This is a genomic window from Paenibacillus ehimensis NBRC 15659, assembly GCF_004000785.1.
GTDB classification, from domain to species: Bacteria; Bacillota; Bacilli; order Paenibacillales; family NBRC-103111; genus Paenibacillus_G; species Paenibacillus_G ehimensis.
Genome location: NZ_BILX01000035.1, coordinates 14,382 through 28,721 on the forward strand (window position 1 = coordinate 14,382; position 14,340 = coordinate 28,721).

Annotated in this window: 14 protein-coding genes; 11 read left to right on the forward strand and 3 right to left on the reverse strand. The window is 51.8% G+C overall.

Going from position 1 to position 14,340, the window contains the following annotated elements; translation table 11 throughout:
- Positions 1-12: 12 nt before the first annotated feature.
- On the reverse strand, positions 13-894 hold the full coding sequence (locus PEH01S_RS19875; RefSeq protein ID WP_025851179.1) for an AraC family transcriptional regulator: 882 nt from the start codon (positions 892-894) through the stop codon (positions 13-15).
- A gap of 209 nt (positions 895-1,103) precedes the next feature.
- Here PEH01S_RS19875 and PEH01S_RS19880 point away from each other — a divergent pair, with 209 nt between their 5' ends.
- The 3 genes from PEH01S_RS19880 (at position 1,104) to PEH01S_RS19890 (ending at position 5,183) form a co-directional block, all read left to right on the forward strand.
- Positions 1,104-2,420, forward strand: a complete 1,317-nt coding sequence (locus PEH01S_RS19880; protein ID WP_127487594.1) for a DUF1800 domain-containing protein — start codon at positions 1,104-1,106, stop codon at positions 2,418-2,420.
- A 14-nt stretch (positions 2,421-2,434) separates the two neighbouring features.
- The gene (locus tag PEH01S_RS19885) at positions 2,435-3,676 is read left to right on the forward strand and encodes a DUF1501 domain-containing protein (RefSeq protein ID WP_127487596.1); all 1,242 of its coding nucleotides are present in this window, start codon (positions 2,435-2,437) and stop codon (positions 3,674-3,676) included.
- A gap of 379 nt (positions 3,677-4,055) precedes the next feature.
- Positions 4,056-5,183: a glycosyl hydrolase family 28-related protein gene (locus PEH01S_RS19890; RefSeq protein WP_025851184.1), complete on the forward strand. Its 1,128-nt coding sequence runs from the start codon at positions 4,056-4,058 to the stop codon at positions 5,181-5,183.
- 75 nt (positions 5,184-5,258) lie between these two features.
- Here the strand turns inward: PEH01S_RS19890 and PEH01S_RS19895 are convergent, their stop codons facing one another.
- Together PEH01S_RS19895 and PEH01S_RS19900 are read right to left on the reverse strand one after the other, a co-directional pair.
- Positions 5,259-6,731 carry a glycoside hydrolase family 55 protein gene (locus tag PEH01S_RS19895; protein ID WP_246063003.1) on the reverse strand — a complete coding sequence of 491 codons (1,473 nt, stop codon included), beginning with the start codon at positions 6,729-6,731 and terminating at the stop codon, positions 5,259-5,261.
- A gap of 101 nt (positions 6,732-6,832) precedes the next feature.
- Positions 6,833-7,114, reverse strand: coding sequence for a helix-turn-helix domain-containing protein (locus PEH01S_RS19900; RefSeq protein ID WP_025851187.1), 282 nt, complete (start codon positions 7,112-7,114; stop codon positions 6,833-6,835).
- Positions 7,115-7,317: 203 nt separating this feature from the next.
- Here PEH01S_RS19900 and PEH01S_RS19905 point away from each other — a divergent pair, with 203 nt between their 5' ends.
- The 8 genes from PEH01S_RS19905 to gmd all read left to right on the forward strand — a co-directional run bounded on the left by PEH01S_RS19905 (position 7,318) and on the right by gmd (position 14,248).
- On the forward strand, positions 7,318-7,761 hold the full coding sequence (locus PEH01S_RS19905; RefSeq protein ID WP_127487600.1) for a hypothetical protein: 444 nt from the start codon (positions 7,318-7,320) through the stop codon (positions 7,759-7,761).
- A gap of 11 nt (positions 7,762-7,772) precedes the next feature.
- On the forward strand, positions 7,773-8,528 hold the full coding sequence (locus PEH01S_RS19910) for a tyrosine-protein phosphatase (protein WP_281281496.1): 756 nt from the start codon (positions 7,773-7,775) through the stop codon (positions 8,526-8,528).
- Between the two features lie 505 nt (positions 8,529-9,033).
- Positions 9,034-9,789, forward strand: a complete 756-nt coding sequence (locus PEH01S_RS19915; RefSeq protein ID WP_025851190.1) for a YveK family protein — start codon at positions 9,034-9,036, stop codon at positions 9,787-9,789.
- Complete coding sequence (locus PEH01S_RS19920; protein ID WP_025851192.1) at positions 9,770-10,456, forward strand: CpsD/CapB family tyrosine-protein kinase; 687 nt, start codon at positions 9,770-9,772, stop codon at positions 10,454-10,456. The genes PEH01S_RS19915 and PEH01S_RS19920 overlap by 20 nt, the downstream gene beginning before the upstream one ends.
- Positions 10,457-10,693: 237 nt before the next feature.
- Positions 10,694-11,587 (forward strand): UTP--glucose-1-phosphate uridylyltransferase GalU, encoded by an 894-nt coding sequence (gene galU, locus PEH01S_RS19925; protein WP_025851193.1) that lies wholly within the window; start codon positions 10,694-10,696, stop codon positions 11,585-11,587.
- Positions 11,588-11,611: 24 nt separating this feature from the next.
- Complete coding sequence (locus tag PEH01S_RS19930) at positions 11,612-12,268, forward strand: sugar transferase (RefSeq protein WP_036714740.1); 657 nt, start codon at positions 11,612-11,614, stop codon at positions 12,266-12,268.
- A gap of 25 nt (positions 12,269-12,293) precedes the next feature.
- A complete protein-coding gene (gene fcl / locus PEH01S_RS19935) occupies positions 12,294-13,259 on the forward strand; it encodes a GDP-L-fucose synthase (protein ID WP_025851196.1) in 966 nt (321 codons plus the stop codon).
- Positions 13,256-14,248, forward strand: coding sequence for a GDP-mannose 4,6-dehydratase (gene gmd / locus PEH01S_RS19940; protein WP_025851198.1), 993 nt, complete (start codon positions 13,256-13,258; stop codon positions 14,246-14,248). Before fcl ends, gmd begins: the two co-directional genes overlap by 4 nt.
- The last annotated feature ends 92 nt before the right edge of the window (positions 14,249-14,340 follow it).

The window sequence follows — 14,340 nt, forward strand, 5'->3', positions numbered from 1 at the left end:
GCGCTTGGTTGGTTATCCCGGCGGCTGGCCGGCATAACGGCTTTTGCGGAGCTGGGCCGGACTGCAGCGCTTGTATTTGCGAAACAGCCGTCCGAAATAATTGACATCGCAAATGCCGACTTCCTCGGCAATCGTCGTCATGGACCAATCCGTATCGCGAATGAGCTCTTCCGCTTTGTTGATGCGCAGCAGGTGGACATATTCCAGGAACGTTCTCCCGACGGCTGCGCGGAACACGCGGCAGAAGTGATGGTTGCTCATGTTGGCCACCTGCGCGGCGCGTTCGATCGTTAATTTTTCGCGGTAATGCGTTTCGACGAAGGTGAGCACTTCTTTCAGCTTCTCCAGCTTTCGCTTCCCTGCGGCGTCTCCCTGATTGCTGCGGCCGGGGCTTGCATAGAGACGGGCCAGCACGGTGATCAGCACGGTGATGTACGATTGGATGACGACCTCGAAGCCGGTCTCCTTGCGGCCGTACTCGTCCGCAATGCGGTGGAGCAGGGCTGCGACGGATTCATAATGCTCGTCGGCGGGGCTCAGACGCACCGGAACGGACAACGGCTCGGTTAAGGAGGCGGCGTAATCGGATTGGGCGACATGCGAATGAACGACCCGGGTCCGGTCAAACAGGAATGCGCAGTATTCCGCACCGTCGTCCAGCGTGCCGCCTTCGTGAATTTCTCCTTCGTTGATCAGGAAAATATCGCCGGGCACGGCCGTTAAGCGCTGCCCGCCAATGCGGAATTCGGCGCTTCCCTGCAGCACCAGAAGAATCTCGAACACGTCATCGTGATAGTGGGAATAAAACTGGGAAGGACTCTTTTGCGGCAGTACTTTGTAAGGGAACACTTGTTTGACGATAGGCAGTTCCCGTATGATCAGATCAGAGCGCATGCGAATCACCTCTTGGCTGCAGCCGAATCCGACAGTCGCTTTGAAGCGGATTCGAAACTTCATTATATTGTACCGAACGGACGCTTCGATTTGAAGCGTTTTTTGTTTGTGTTTTTTTTATTTGGAACGATCAACCAAATACTTTTGTAACATTTGTCCTATATAATTACAATATATTAGGAATAAAGACATGCAGGGCGGTGCTGCGAATGAGTGCAGAATGGATGGAAAAGGATGCGGCGCATCTGCTCAGCCGGGCGACGTTTTTTGCCGGGAGGCAGGAAGTGACAGCGGCGCTTCAACTGGGGAAGGAGGAGACCGTGCGGCGGCTTGTCGCCGGAGAATCGTTGACGGGCCGGACGTTTTCGCCGGAGCCGATCGAGCGCATCTCCGCCGACGGCAAAGCGCTGAGCAAAGAGCCGATCATCGATCAACAGACCTATTGGCTGTACCGGATGATCAACACGCAGGCTCCTTTAATCGAAAAAATGACGCTGTTCTGGCACGGTCATTTTACCACCTCGTACCAGAAGGTGAGCGAGATGCCGTTAATTGTGCGGCAAAACGAGCTGCTGCGCAGCCACGCGCTTGGCAGCTTTCGCGATTTGGTGCGGGAGATTGGCAAAGATCCGGCGATGATGGTGTATTTGGATACGAATTACAGCCGCAAGGGCAAGCCGAACGAAAACTACGCCAGAGAGGCGATGGAGCTGTTCACCCTCGGGATCGGAAACTATACGGAAGAAGACGTCAAGGAAGCGGCGCGGGCGCTGACCGGATGGGGCTACGATAAGAAGACGGATCAAGTCAAATTCAACGCCAAGCAGCATGACGGCGGCAGCAAGACGGTGCTCGGACATACCGGCCCTCTCGATGCGGATGGCTTTGTGGAGGCGCTGTTCAAGCAGGACGCGCTCCCGCGTTGGGTGGCGCGAAAGCTGCTCACTTGGTTCGCGGCGGCCGAGCCGTCGGACGAGTGGGTGAACGGGTTGGCGGCGGTGTTTGCGAAAAGCTTCCACATCGGCGATACGCTGCGGTCGCTTTTTCTCTCCGACGCCTTCTACGCGCCGGAGCTGCGGGGGAGCCTGGTCAAGTCGCCGGCGGAATACGTTGCCGGCATCGCCAAAGCGCTGGAGCTGCCGCTCACCAGAGGCTACGCGCATTCGCTGCGCAAGATGGGGCAGGAGCTGTACCTTCCGCCCAGTGTTGCCGGCTGGCGCGGCGGGACGGCCTGGCTGACGACCGCCAACCTGCTGGCGCGCTGCCAGTTTGCGGAATCGGCCGTCAAGCGGCTGAACCCGGCCCACTTTAGTTCGAAGGATTACGTGCAGGGGGCTTCCGCCTCCCCGCAGCAGTGGGTGAAGCAGTTCGGGCTGAACGTCGGGGTCAGGGAGCTGGGAGAGCAGACATCTGCGGTGCTGGCAAATTATGCGGATGAAACGTTCCTCCATGCGGCCCAGAAAACGAACGGGATGCGCGGCCTGCTTCAGCTTGTGCTGATCAGTCCGGAAGCGCAGATGAAATAGGAGGGAAGACGCCGATGAAGCTGACGAGAAGAGATTTTTTAATCAAGGGCACGGCTCTGCTGGCGACGCTCGGACTTGGGGGACCGATGATCTTCGCCGAGAACGGCTCGCCGCTCCGGCCGCAAGAGGCGGAGAATGGCGGCTCCGATTCGTCGGTGCTCGTCGTCATTCAGCTGTCGGGCGGCAACGACGGGCTCAATACGGTTATCCCCTACGGGCTGGGCGGCTATTTCGACGCGCGGCCGACGCTGAAATTGACGCAGAGCGAAGTGCTGGCGATCGATAACCAGGTCGGGCTGCATCCGAGTCTGACCCGGCTGCACGCTTTGTACCAGAGAGGCAAGCTGGCGATCGTCCAGGGCGTCGGCTATCCGAAGCCGGACCGTTCCCATTTCCGCTCGATGGAAATATGGCAGACCGCAGAGCCGGAGAAGATGGGACGCACCGGCTGGCTCGGCCGGTATGCGGCAGCGTCGCTAAGCCGGGACGGCAATCCGCTCAAGGCGCTGCAGATCGGCAGTGCCGCCGGCGGGCTGGCGTTTCAAGCGGAAACGGTCAATGTGCCGCTCATCCAGTCGCTGGAGACGTACTCCTTCCTGGACCCGAAAATGCCGAAGACCGAACAAAACCGGCTCGCCAAGGCGTTCCTCGATATGTACGATCCGAAGGGGCAGGGCACCGTCATCCGGGTCACCTGCGAGCGCGGCCGGGACGCTTATGACAGCGTCGAGGCGGTGCATCAGCTGGGGGGCGGCTACCAGGCGAAGGTGGAGTATCCGAAGACGGCCATTGCCAGAGACCTCCAGCTTGTCGTCAAAATGCTTGCAGGCAAGTCCGGCACGCGCGTCTTTTATTTGCAGCTCGGCGGCTTCGACGATCACGTCCAAGAGAAAGAGCAGCATGCCCGTCTGCTGAAGCAGCTGGACGAAGCGCTCGGCGCCTTTTACGAGGATCTGGAAGCGCAAGGTCTTGAGAATCGCGTCGCGACGATGGCTTTTTCGGAATTCGGGCGGCGGGTGAAGGAGAACGGCAACGGAGGCACGGACCATGGAACCGCGGCTCCCGTCTTTGTGCTCGGCGGCAAAATCAAGGGAGGACTGTACGGCGTGATGCCGAGCTTGACGGACCTCGACAACGGCGATCTGAAATACCAGGTCGATTTCCGTTCCGTGTACTACACCGTCATCGATCAATGGCTCAAAGGCGACGCGGCCGGCGCGCTCGGAAAAACATACGAACGGCTCGGGTTTGTATAAGGATGCCCGGGGCATCACAGGAATAAGGGACCGCTACGAACGTAGTCCGGTCCTTTTTTTGTCAGCTGCGGCATGTAATGAGAAGGACTTTTTACCTGGCTGATTTTTCCTATGGCGATGCCGGATAAAGCGCATTCAAAGTCCTGCCCTTTCCCGGTTCGACAGCAGACAACAGGCGTTTTTTTGGCACCAAATCAAAAAAATCTTGAAAATTGCCATACTTAATGCCCATTTTTGGGAATGATGCAAAATAGGACTTATGAGTTTGGAAAATCCTGTCGATAACAATTATAATGGGACAAACAGCATCGTTTTGCCTGAAAATCACCTAAATTTTCGGACAACCTCCCATTGAAACCCTGTTCAAAGGAGCGGTAATATGAAGACAACAAGAGAGCTAAGCCGACGAAAATTCATGAAGTTTTTGGGTGCATTCGGGGTTGGAATGCTGGCGGGAGGAACGGCAGGGAAGCTCGGCAGCACGTATGCGGAAGCAGCTGACAGTACTACCGCCGGAGCGCCGGTATCGCCATGGGTTAACGTGAAAGAATTCGGGGCTTTAGGTGACGGTAAGACAGACGATACGCTTGCGATTCAAACAGCTCTTGCGAAAACTCCGAATAAAAGCGTGTTTTTCCCGGCAGGAACTTATCTCATCTCTTCCACGATTAACGTACCCGTGTATTCCTCGCTTATAGGCGAAGGAAACGGCTCCAAAATCAAATGTTTGACGCCCGTTCCTATGCTCGTGCTCTCCTCCTCCAACCAATTCGGCAATCGATACGGCGTTATCCGGGATTTGTCCTTGGATGGAGCATGGAAGGCGACGGCCGGTATCGTATTGAATAATGTCGTGGTTGGACGAAGCTTCTACGACGTGCAGATTTTTAATGTGAACGGTACGGCTCTTCAAATGGACGCTACGCAAAACTGCAATTTTCAAAGCATTCATATTGAAAATGCGGTGATCGGCATGGCGCTTTACAACGGAGCGGGCAACAATATGTTCTCGCGGATTGAAATTGAGAAAATCAACAAATACGGAGTCTTGATGGACGTAAATCCGTCGCTGCCGGGCTACAATAACAACGGCTTCGCCAACAATCCGACGAACAACAGCTTCCAGAAGGCGGTCATCGAAAGAGGAAAAGCTGTGCACGGCATCTATATCAAATACGGTAACAAAAATACGTTCCGGGATTGCGATATCGTTCTGGGCGTCGATGCCGGTGAGTCCATCGTCAAGATCGAGAAGGACGGGAACCTGAACTATTTTGAAAGATGCAATTTTCCCGGCGGACTCAAGGGCAATCCCGCTGTTATCCAAAAAGGCCACAAAAACTATTTCAAGCAATGCTGCTTCGAAAGCTATCAAAAAGGCGCGCAAGTGATGCAGCTGTCCGGCCGTACGATCGTCGAACACCCTCACTTTGGCGATCCTTCCTATCAAATCGTTAGCGTCGAAGGCGATCCTAAATATAACATGGTGCTGTACAATGCCGACTAAGCTTTCCTGCGCCTGATAAAAAATCGCCGTTTCCGGGCCGGGAAGGCGATTTTTTATCAGGCTGCAGGAAGACCGTCAAAACGAATTCAGCTTGATGCCCCGATATATCGTATTGACGGTTTGGCTGTTCGAAGTCGTAATCGCTACGGTGACCGTTCCCTGCGCATTGACGGTAGCGTTCAGAGCCGTAACCAATTGGCCGGAGGTGGCGTCGGCAGGCGTCATTTTATGCATGGTTTGCATATCGTGGACGGAATTGTCCCGGAATCTGGCGATAAACGTAGCCGCCCGTCCGTGGTTATAGTCGCCGTTGGCCGAATAAATATCGACGAGCCAGCTTCCGCTCGAAGGCAGCCGGAACGTGACGGTATGATTCGTCCCGGTTGTGACGGCAGAGCCGGACGTACTGTCGTTAAAAAATATTTTATACAAGTTAGCCTTGCTTTGAAACCATAGGGAATCGTCGTTATAAACGAATTGGGACGGATAGAAGGAAAGGGTGGCGGGATCCGTGCCGTCGATGTAGTAAGGGGCCGAAGCGTCCTTGATATTGGCCGCGATGTTGCCGCCTGTATTACGGATAAGCGTGACCCCGCTTGTCTTGTTGGACGTATTATGGTTAATGTGGATATAGTTCGAGGTGAGAATATCGGCATCCCTGTAGTTCTCGAATGTACATTGATGCACGTAGGTCCGGTAACCGTTATTGTTAATCGCGACGTTAGGATTGGTTGTCAAGCCGCTAAACCGGCACACGTTGAAGTAGGTGAACGCGACCTGAGCGGAAATTTCCACGCCTGCGTTGGTGGAGTTCTGAGTGGCGAAATCGCAGCTTTCGAAAAAAATGTTTCTGCCAAGTTCAAGCTTCACGTTATTGGAATACGGGCCGCCGCCTCTTTCGAAAATGCACCCGATGAACTGGTTATTTTGCGGCGCGTTGCCGAAGTCGTTCCGGTTATACCCTGGATAATTCGCATCAGCGCCGAACAGGGCATGAGGCAAGATTGTACTTTGATTGAATTCGCACCGCAAAAAGACATTATTCCCCGCGCCGTTGATCATTTTCAGCTGTCCGCCGTTGTATTCGAGATCGAGCAGCGTAAACAGATTGTTCTGCGCCGCATCGATCACAAGCCCCCAGTTTAGCGCATAGCTGACATTGATGTTGCGAAAATACCGGTTAACGACCGTGCCATTCGACGTGGAGCCGACCAGCAGACCGTTGGTCGCCTTTCTTTGACAATTCAAGAAGAAGTCCTTTACCGGCGCTCCGCGGTTGCCGAATGCGCTATTCCCTGTAATTTTCATCACAAACTCGAGGGAAGCGTTGGCTTTGAGAATGCTGCCGTAGCCCGTCCCGACAAATCCGACATTGTTCTCCTCGATGACGATGGGCGAACTAACCAAGAAAGTGCCGACAGGGACGTAGACCGTGCCTCCCTTAGCGTTGGAAGCGGCATTTACAGCATTTTGAATCGCGGTTGTACTATCAGTCACCCCTTGCGGATCCGCTCCAAAATCTTTCACGATGTCGTGGACACTTGACATCTCAGTCAAAAAATCACCACCTTCATTTCCGTTTTTTACATTATATGCAGACGAACATGGAGTTTACAGGAACAAGTGTACCGTATACACAGGTTTTTCGTTTAGATGACTTTGTCTCCGGACGGCTCGATCTTTTCCTCGTATTCATGGGCCGTCTGCATCTGCTCCACTATCCGATGGGGATTTTCGGTCCGGCCGATCATATAATCGATCGAAACGTTGAAGAAATTGGCAATGCTGGTGATCGTATTGTAGCTAGGCTCTCTTCGGTTGTTCTCATAGTGTGACAGAGAGGCGCGAGTAATCCCGAGCTTCAAGGATAACTCCTCTTGCGTCATGGAATACTTCTCACGTAGTAATGCAATCCGCTCTCCATATTTCATCAATGGTACCTCCAGCTCGAATAAAAAAATGACGAAAGATCAAGAAATTGAAAAAAATGCTGACGAAAGCGTTTTCCATCTATTTACAATGATACAAATAGTATAGTATTTTAAAAATATACCTAAAAATTTTGTGATATTCAATACAATTTGTATCATCACTGTGATTTTACCTAAAAATCTGGAGTATGGGAAGATGAGAAATGAACAAAATCCATTATATCCCAAATAGCTTGGGATATCCGGCGTTAAGCGCGCTATCGGAATGCCGACTGTCGATCAGCATGGTAGGCGGAAAAGCTGTTTATTCCGGTTATGCCCCGGTTCGCGTCACCCATTTGAACGCGAAGGAGATCGGGTTTATCTCTTCTCTTCGCATTCCGGTCGACAAGCGGGTAACCGTATCTTTGGAGCTGATTTTTCAAAGCGGCCTACTCCGGTTGTCTGGCGACCGGTTATACTGTGAACCGAACAACGGTCAGTTTCAGTACCGCCTGAAATACGAGATGAGCCGCAGCGATCGGAGCATGCTTTTATCCATGCTGTATCTCGTCACGGAAGAAGTCTATATCGAAAAAGCGCTGGAGCGCTATGCCTTCTCCCAACCTTCCGCGTACGAGCTGCCGCAGATTAATTATCAAACGTAACGGAGGAACTTATGATCGATCTCCATTGTCACATACTACCAGGGCTGGATGATGGTTGCCAGACTATGGATGATACGATGGACATGGCGCAAATGGCCAAGCAGCATGGAATCCGCACCGTCATTGCGACGCCGCACCATGCCGACGGGCAATATGAGAACGAGGCGGTTTCGATCAGAGAGCTCGTGGACAGGACGAATGCGCAATTACGGGAGCGGCAATCCGAGCTTCTTCTTTTGCCGGGACAGGAAATTCGCGTAAACGACCAACTGCTGGAGGAATTGGACGAGAACAAACTAATTACCTTGAACGACTCCCAGTATATTCTGTTGGAGTTTCCGCATAAGTACGTTCCCGACCGGATCGAAGACCTGTTCCACGAACTTCGTCTGCGCAGCCTGGTTCCCGTTATTGCTCATCCCGAGCGAAACGTCGAGATCATCCAAAACCCTCGCATTGTAGGGAGGTTAAAAGAGCTGGGCGCCTTATTTCAATTAACCGCGGGCTCTTTGCTTGGCAAGCACGGACGTACGATTCAGAAGCTCAGCTTCCTGTTTTGCCGCGAATCCATGGTGCAGTTTATTGCCTCTGACGCCCATAACCGGATTCGGGGAATCGACCATTTGGCCAAAGCTTACAAGCTGATCGAGCGGCGCTATGGGAAGCCGATGGCGCTGTACTTTCAGGATAATGCCCATGCCGTCATTCATTCGATGCCGATTCAAAATTTTGAAGCCCCGAAAAAACGCCGATGGTTATTTTTTTGAAGGCACCCCCGTATATTGTTTTTTTGGATGTTGAATGTTCTATTGATAAGTTACATATTGTATCATAAAGTAGAATAAATATATCGGTCGAGCCGTCTTTCATTTTGCCGCGCAAAATGAAAGATGCGTCGATGAGCGGTTACACTTCCGAATCGAAGCAAAGTTGAGTGGATGCTTTAAAGTGCTGTTCCAGCTAGGGTTTCGCGAAGAAACAGCGATCCGGGACGGCTTGTCCACTCCCCATTTTCCCCCACTTATCCCTCTGGAGTATCCTTCCGGATTTTCAATCATTAAACGTTTTGAAAAAAGGGTTGACAATTTTCAAGAAGTATCTTACAGTAATGATTGTTAGAAAATGATACGAATTGTATCAAAATTTTGAATTTGTTCTTAGTAAAGAACAGCAGTTCATACATTTCGTGGAAGGGGGATAATAAAACCTATTCTTGCTAATCATCAGAACGAACCAGCTATTAAAGTTTGCGGTGGCAGGGAGAGAGAAGAAATGGAACTGGAACTGAAAGAATACTTCGGTGTCATAAGAAAAAGAATTTGGATGATCGTCGTCATTATTCTCATTTCATGCGTCGTAACAAGTCTGCTTAGCTTCTACGTTATCAAACCGGTGTACGTAGCCAATTCCAAATTGATCGTCAACAAATCGAGTATTTCCAGCGAGAAGGACTACCTGAATCCCGACTCGGTCCGCTCGAACCTCTTGCTGGTCAACACGTACAAGGAAATCATCAAATCCCCGGCCATTATGGATAAAGTGCTTGATCAGAATCCGGATCTTGGGTTGACGACACAGCAGCTGATCAAGAAGGTCAAGGTCAGTTCCGTTAACGAGACGCAGGTGATCAGCGTCAGCATCGAAGACGGCTCTCAAGCCCGTGCGATCCGCATCGTGAATGCCATCGCGGATGTGTTCAAGACTCAAATCCCGCTCATTATGAAAGTCGACAATGTGATGATTCTTAACGAAGCCAAGGTCGACGAGAATCCGGAGCCTGTCCGGCCGAAACCGCTGATTAATCTCATTATTGCTTTTGTCGTCTCCTTCGTCGTTTCCGTCGGTCTGGCCTTCCTGCTGGAATATCTGGACGATACGATCAAAACCGAGCAGGACGTGCAGAACTACCTTGGGCTGCCGGTGTTGGTGACGATCAACAAAACGACGAAAGATAACTTCAAAAGACATCGACTCGACAAAAAAATGAAGCAGGTAGGTGAGGCGGAATATGCCAGCGTCGGCCAATAATCTCAAGTTGATTACTCACGAGAATCCCCGGTCCTATATTTCCGAATCTTATCGAATGCTGCGAACGAACATCCAGTTCTCTGAAATCGACCATCAAATTCGCACGATTCTGGTTTCTTCCTCGGAACCGGGCGAAGGAAAATCGACCACCATCTCGAATCTCGCCGTCGCGTTTGCGCAGGAAGGCAAAAACGTCGTCCTCATCGATGCGGATATGCGAAACCCGAGCCTGCATCATTATTTCATGAAGTCGAACCGGCAAGGGCTGTCGAATCTGCTCGCCGGCCAGTTGAATGTCAAACAAGCGCTCAGCGAAACCCATATCGAGCATTTAACGGTACTCACCTCGGGCCCCATTCCTCCCAATCCGGCGGAGATGCTCGCTTCCAAAAGGATGGATCAACTGCTGGAAGATCTTCTTCAAACGTTTGACGTTGTCCTGCTGGACTCTCCGCCGATTCTGGCGGTTACGGATGCTCAAATCGTAGCGACCAAATGCGACGGCGTCGTATTTGTCCTCGGGTCGGGTAAAGTGAAGCGAGACCGGGCAAGCAAGGCGTTAGCCCGCTTGCAGCATGTCAATGCCAAAATCCTTGGCGTCGTTCTGAATAACAAACCCAATAACAACAACGAAGAGACGTACACCTATTACGGAGCCTCCAAGTAATCGTGAAGCGAATCGGAAAGTTCCCTGCAACCGAATATGCTTTCAGGTAATGTCTACTGCACCTTTACCACTGTAGGCACTCGGGCATACTGTGGGCAGCAGCGCCTTAGACGTTTATCGTCGCTGGTATGTTGTGAGGGAGGGTTAGATGCCCAAATCATTTGTACAGGATTTGTACGCCGATAATCAGGCTGCGAGATGAGATACAGAAATACATGGAGTTCGGGGAGGTAGTGTATGAGAAAAGTAAGAAAAGCCATTATTCCCGCAGCCGGGTTAGGTACTCGTTTTTTACCGGCTACGAAAGCGATGCCCAAGGAAATGCTTCCGATCGTCGATAAGCCGACGATCCAGTATATTGTCGAAGAAGCGGTGCAATCCGGCATTACCGACATCATTATTGTAACGGGTAAAGGAAAACGTGCAATCGAAGATCATTTCGACAATGCGTTCGAGCTTGAGCACAGCTTGCTTGAGAAAGGGAAGCTTGAGCTGCTGCAGAAGGTTCAGCACCCATCGAAAATTGTCGACATTCACTATATACGTCAAAAAGAACCGAAAGGTCTTGGACATGCCGTCTGGTGCGCGCGCAAATTTATTGGAGACGAGCCGTTTGCTGTACTGCTCGGCGACGATATCGTGCACGGGGAGACTCCATGCCTGAAGCAGATGATTCAGTATTACGAGAAAACAGAGAGCTCCGTGATCGGCGTCCAACCGGTTTCCCAAGAGGAAACGAACCGTTATGGCATCATCGATCCGATCGATAAGCAGGGACGGCTTTATAAAGTCAGACAGTTTGTCGAGAAGCCGCCGAGAGGCAAAGCGCCCTCCAATCTGGCGATCATGGGCCGTTACATCCTGACTCCCGAAATTTTCAACATTCTCGAGGAGCAGGAGGCGGGCGCCGGCGGGGAGATTCAACTGACGGACGCGATTCAGAAGCTGAATGAGCTTCAGAACGTATTCGCCTATCATTTTGAAGGCGTTCGTTACGATGTGGGCGAAAAGCTCGGATTCATTCTTACTTCGCTCGATTTTGCTTTAATGAACCAAGAGCTGCGGTCTCCGCTGCTTCATGCGCTTCAAGAAATCGTAGATCGGGAAAAAGCCATTAGTCTGCACGGTTAGGGGAGAAAGGCAATGAATTCGGATATGAATGCCCGTTTGGACAATTCAACAAACCATTCATTGGACGAGGCCCGCCAAACGTACTTGATTGCGAAACGAATGCTGGATATTCTTGGCGCTGTTTGTGGAATTGTCGTTCTGCTGCCCGTATTCGTTATCGTAGCGCTTCTTATAAAAATGGAGGATCCGAAGGGCCCTGTGTTCTTTCATCAGATCAGGGTGGGCAAAAACGGTAAGCATTTCCGAATGTATAAATTTCGCTCGATGATTTCCAACGCGGAGGAGCTGCTGCCTCAGCTGCTCAGTCAAAACGAGATTGAGGGCCACATGTTTAAAATGAAGCACGATCCCCGCATCACGAAAGTGGGAAAATTTATTCGCAAAACGAGTATCGATGAGCTGCCTCAATTGTTCAACGTGCTCAAAGGACATATGAGTCTGGTCGGCCCCCGTCCTCCGCTGCCCAGAGAAGTGAAGGAATACTCTTCCTATCATATGCAGCGTCTTCAGGTGACGCCGGGATGCACCGGGTTATGGCAGGTTAGCGGCAGGAACAGCTTGAACTTCGAGCAAATGATCGAGCTGGATATCCAATATATTGTACACCGCAGCTTCCTTCTCGACCTGAAAATCATTTTAAAAACGGTGAGTATGCTGCTCGGCTCGAAAAACGCTTATTAGCCACAGGAAGGTGAATACCACAACGATGCAAACAACGTCCAGGATTTATGTTGCCGGTCACCGGGGCTTGGCGGGCTCCGCGATCGTTAGAAAGCTGCAAAGCGAAGGATACGAGAATATCGTGTGCAAAACGTCACTCGAACTCGACCTTCGGGACGCCCGTAAGGTAGACGCCTTCTTTCAAGAACAGCAAATCGACGTCGTCTTCCTGGCCGCCGCCCGGGTAGGCGGTATTGTTGCCAATAACGAATACCCTGCCGATTTTATTCGCGACAATCTGCTGATTCAAACGAATGTTATCGATGCCGCTTATCGTTACGGTGTAAAACGGCTGCTGTTTTTAGGAAGCACCTGCATTTACCCGAAATACGCCCCTCAGCCGATGAAAGAAGAATATTTGCTCGGCGGCGGACTTGAGCCGACCAACGAACCTTATGCGGTCGCTAAAATTGCGGGCATCAAAATGTGCCAGTCGTATAACCGCCAATACGGTACCAAGTATATTTCGGTCATGCCAACCAATCTGTATGGGCCTAACGACAACTTCGATCTGCAAAATTCCCATGTGCTCCCGGCGATGATCCGGAAGTTCCATGAAGCAAAGCTGGCAGATGCGCCCTACGTGGAAATTTGGGGCACGGGCCGGCCGAAGCGCGAGTTCCTGCATGCGGATGACTTGGCGGATGCGTGCATATATCTGATGAAACATTACGAAAGCGATGAAATCATCAATATCGGAGTCGGCGAAGATATCTCGATCCGGGAGCTGGCGGAGAAAATCAAGGATATTGTCGGCTACCGGGGGGAAATTGCCTTCGATCCGACGAAGCCGGACGGCACTCCGAGAAAGCTCGTGGATGTAACCAAACTAAACGGAATCGGCTGGAAAGCGAACATTTCCTTGGAGGAAGGCTTGCGCCAAACGTACGCCTGGTATCAAGAAAACCAAGGACAATTAAAAACCGCCGCCAATTACAGGAGGATCGTATGAAGAGAGCTCTCATTACAGGTGTAACCGGCCAAGACGGATCGTATCTTGCTGAACTGCTGCTGGAAAAAGGATACAAGGTATACGGCCTTCGCCGCCGGACCAGCACTCCGAATTATGAAAATATCGCGCATATCCGCAACGAAATCGAGTGGGTTTCGGGCGATTTGACTGACCTCGCTTCCTTAATTCTGGCCGTGCGCGCCAGCCAGCCGGAAGAAATTTACAACCTTGCGGCACAGTCCTTCGTTGAGACGTCCTGGCCTCAGCCGCTTCTGACCGGTCAAATTACGGCACTCGGCGTGACCAACATGTTGGAGGCCGTGCGGCTTGTAAGCCCGGATGCCCGGTTCTACCAAGCGTCCAGCAGCGAGATGTTCGGCAAGGTCGTCGAAACGCCGCAGAAGGAAACGACGCCGTTCTATCCGCGCAGCCCGTACGGCGTCTCCAAAGTGTACGGCCACTGGATTACCGTCAATTACCGCGAAAGCTTCGACATGTTTGCTTGCTCGGGCATTCTGTTCAATCACGAATCGCCGAGACGCGGCATCGAGTTCGTCACCCGCAAAGTAACGGACGGAGTAGCCCGCATTAAGCTGGGGCTGCAGAGCGAGCTGCGCATGGGCAATCTCGACGCCAAGCGCGACTGGGGGTTTGCCGGCGATTACGTCAAAGCGATGTGGCTGATGCTGCAGCAAGAGCAGCCGGACGATTACGTCATTGCAACGAATGAAACGCATACGGTGCGGGAGCTGCTGGAGATCGCCTTCTCGCACGTTGACCTGAATTATGAGGATCACGTCGTGATCGATCCGAAATTTTTCCGTCCGGCCGAAGTCGATCTGCTGCTCGGCGATTGCACGAAGGCGAAAAACAAACTTGGCTGGGAGCAAAAAGTCAGCTTCCGCGAGATGATTCATATGATGGTGGAGACGGATTTGGCCCGGGTAGAGCAAGAGATGAAGAACAAGGTCCTCACATCGGTCATCTGATCGTCCATCACATAACGGTCGGAGCGGCCCGCCATTACCGGACTTCGTTGTTACTAACGAGCCGTTAAGGCTGTGCAAATCACAGGCAGCCT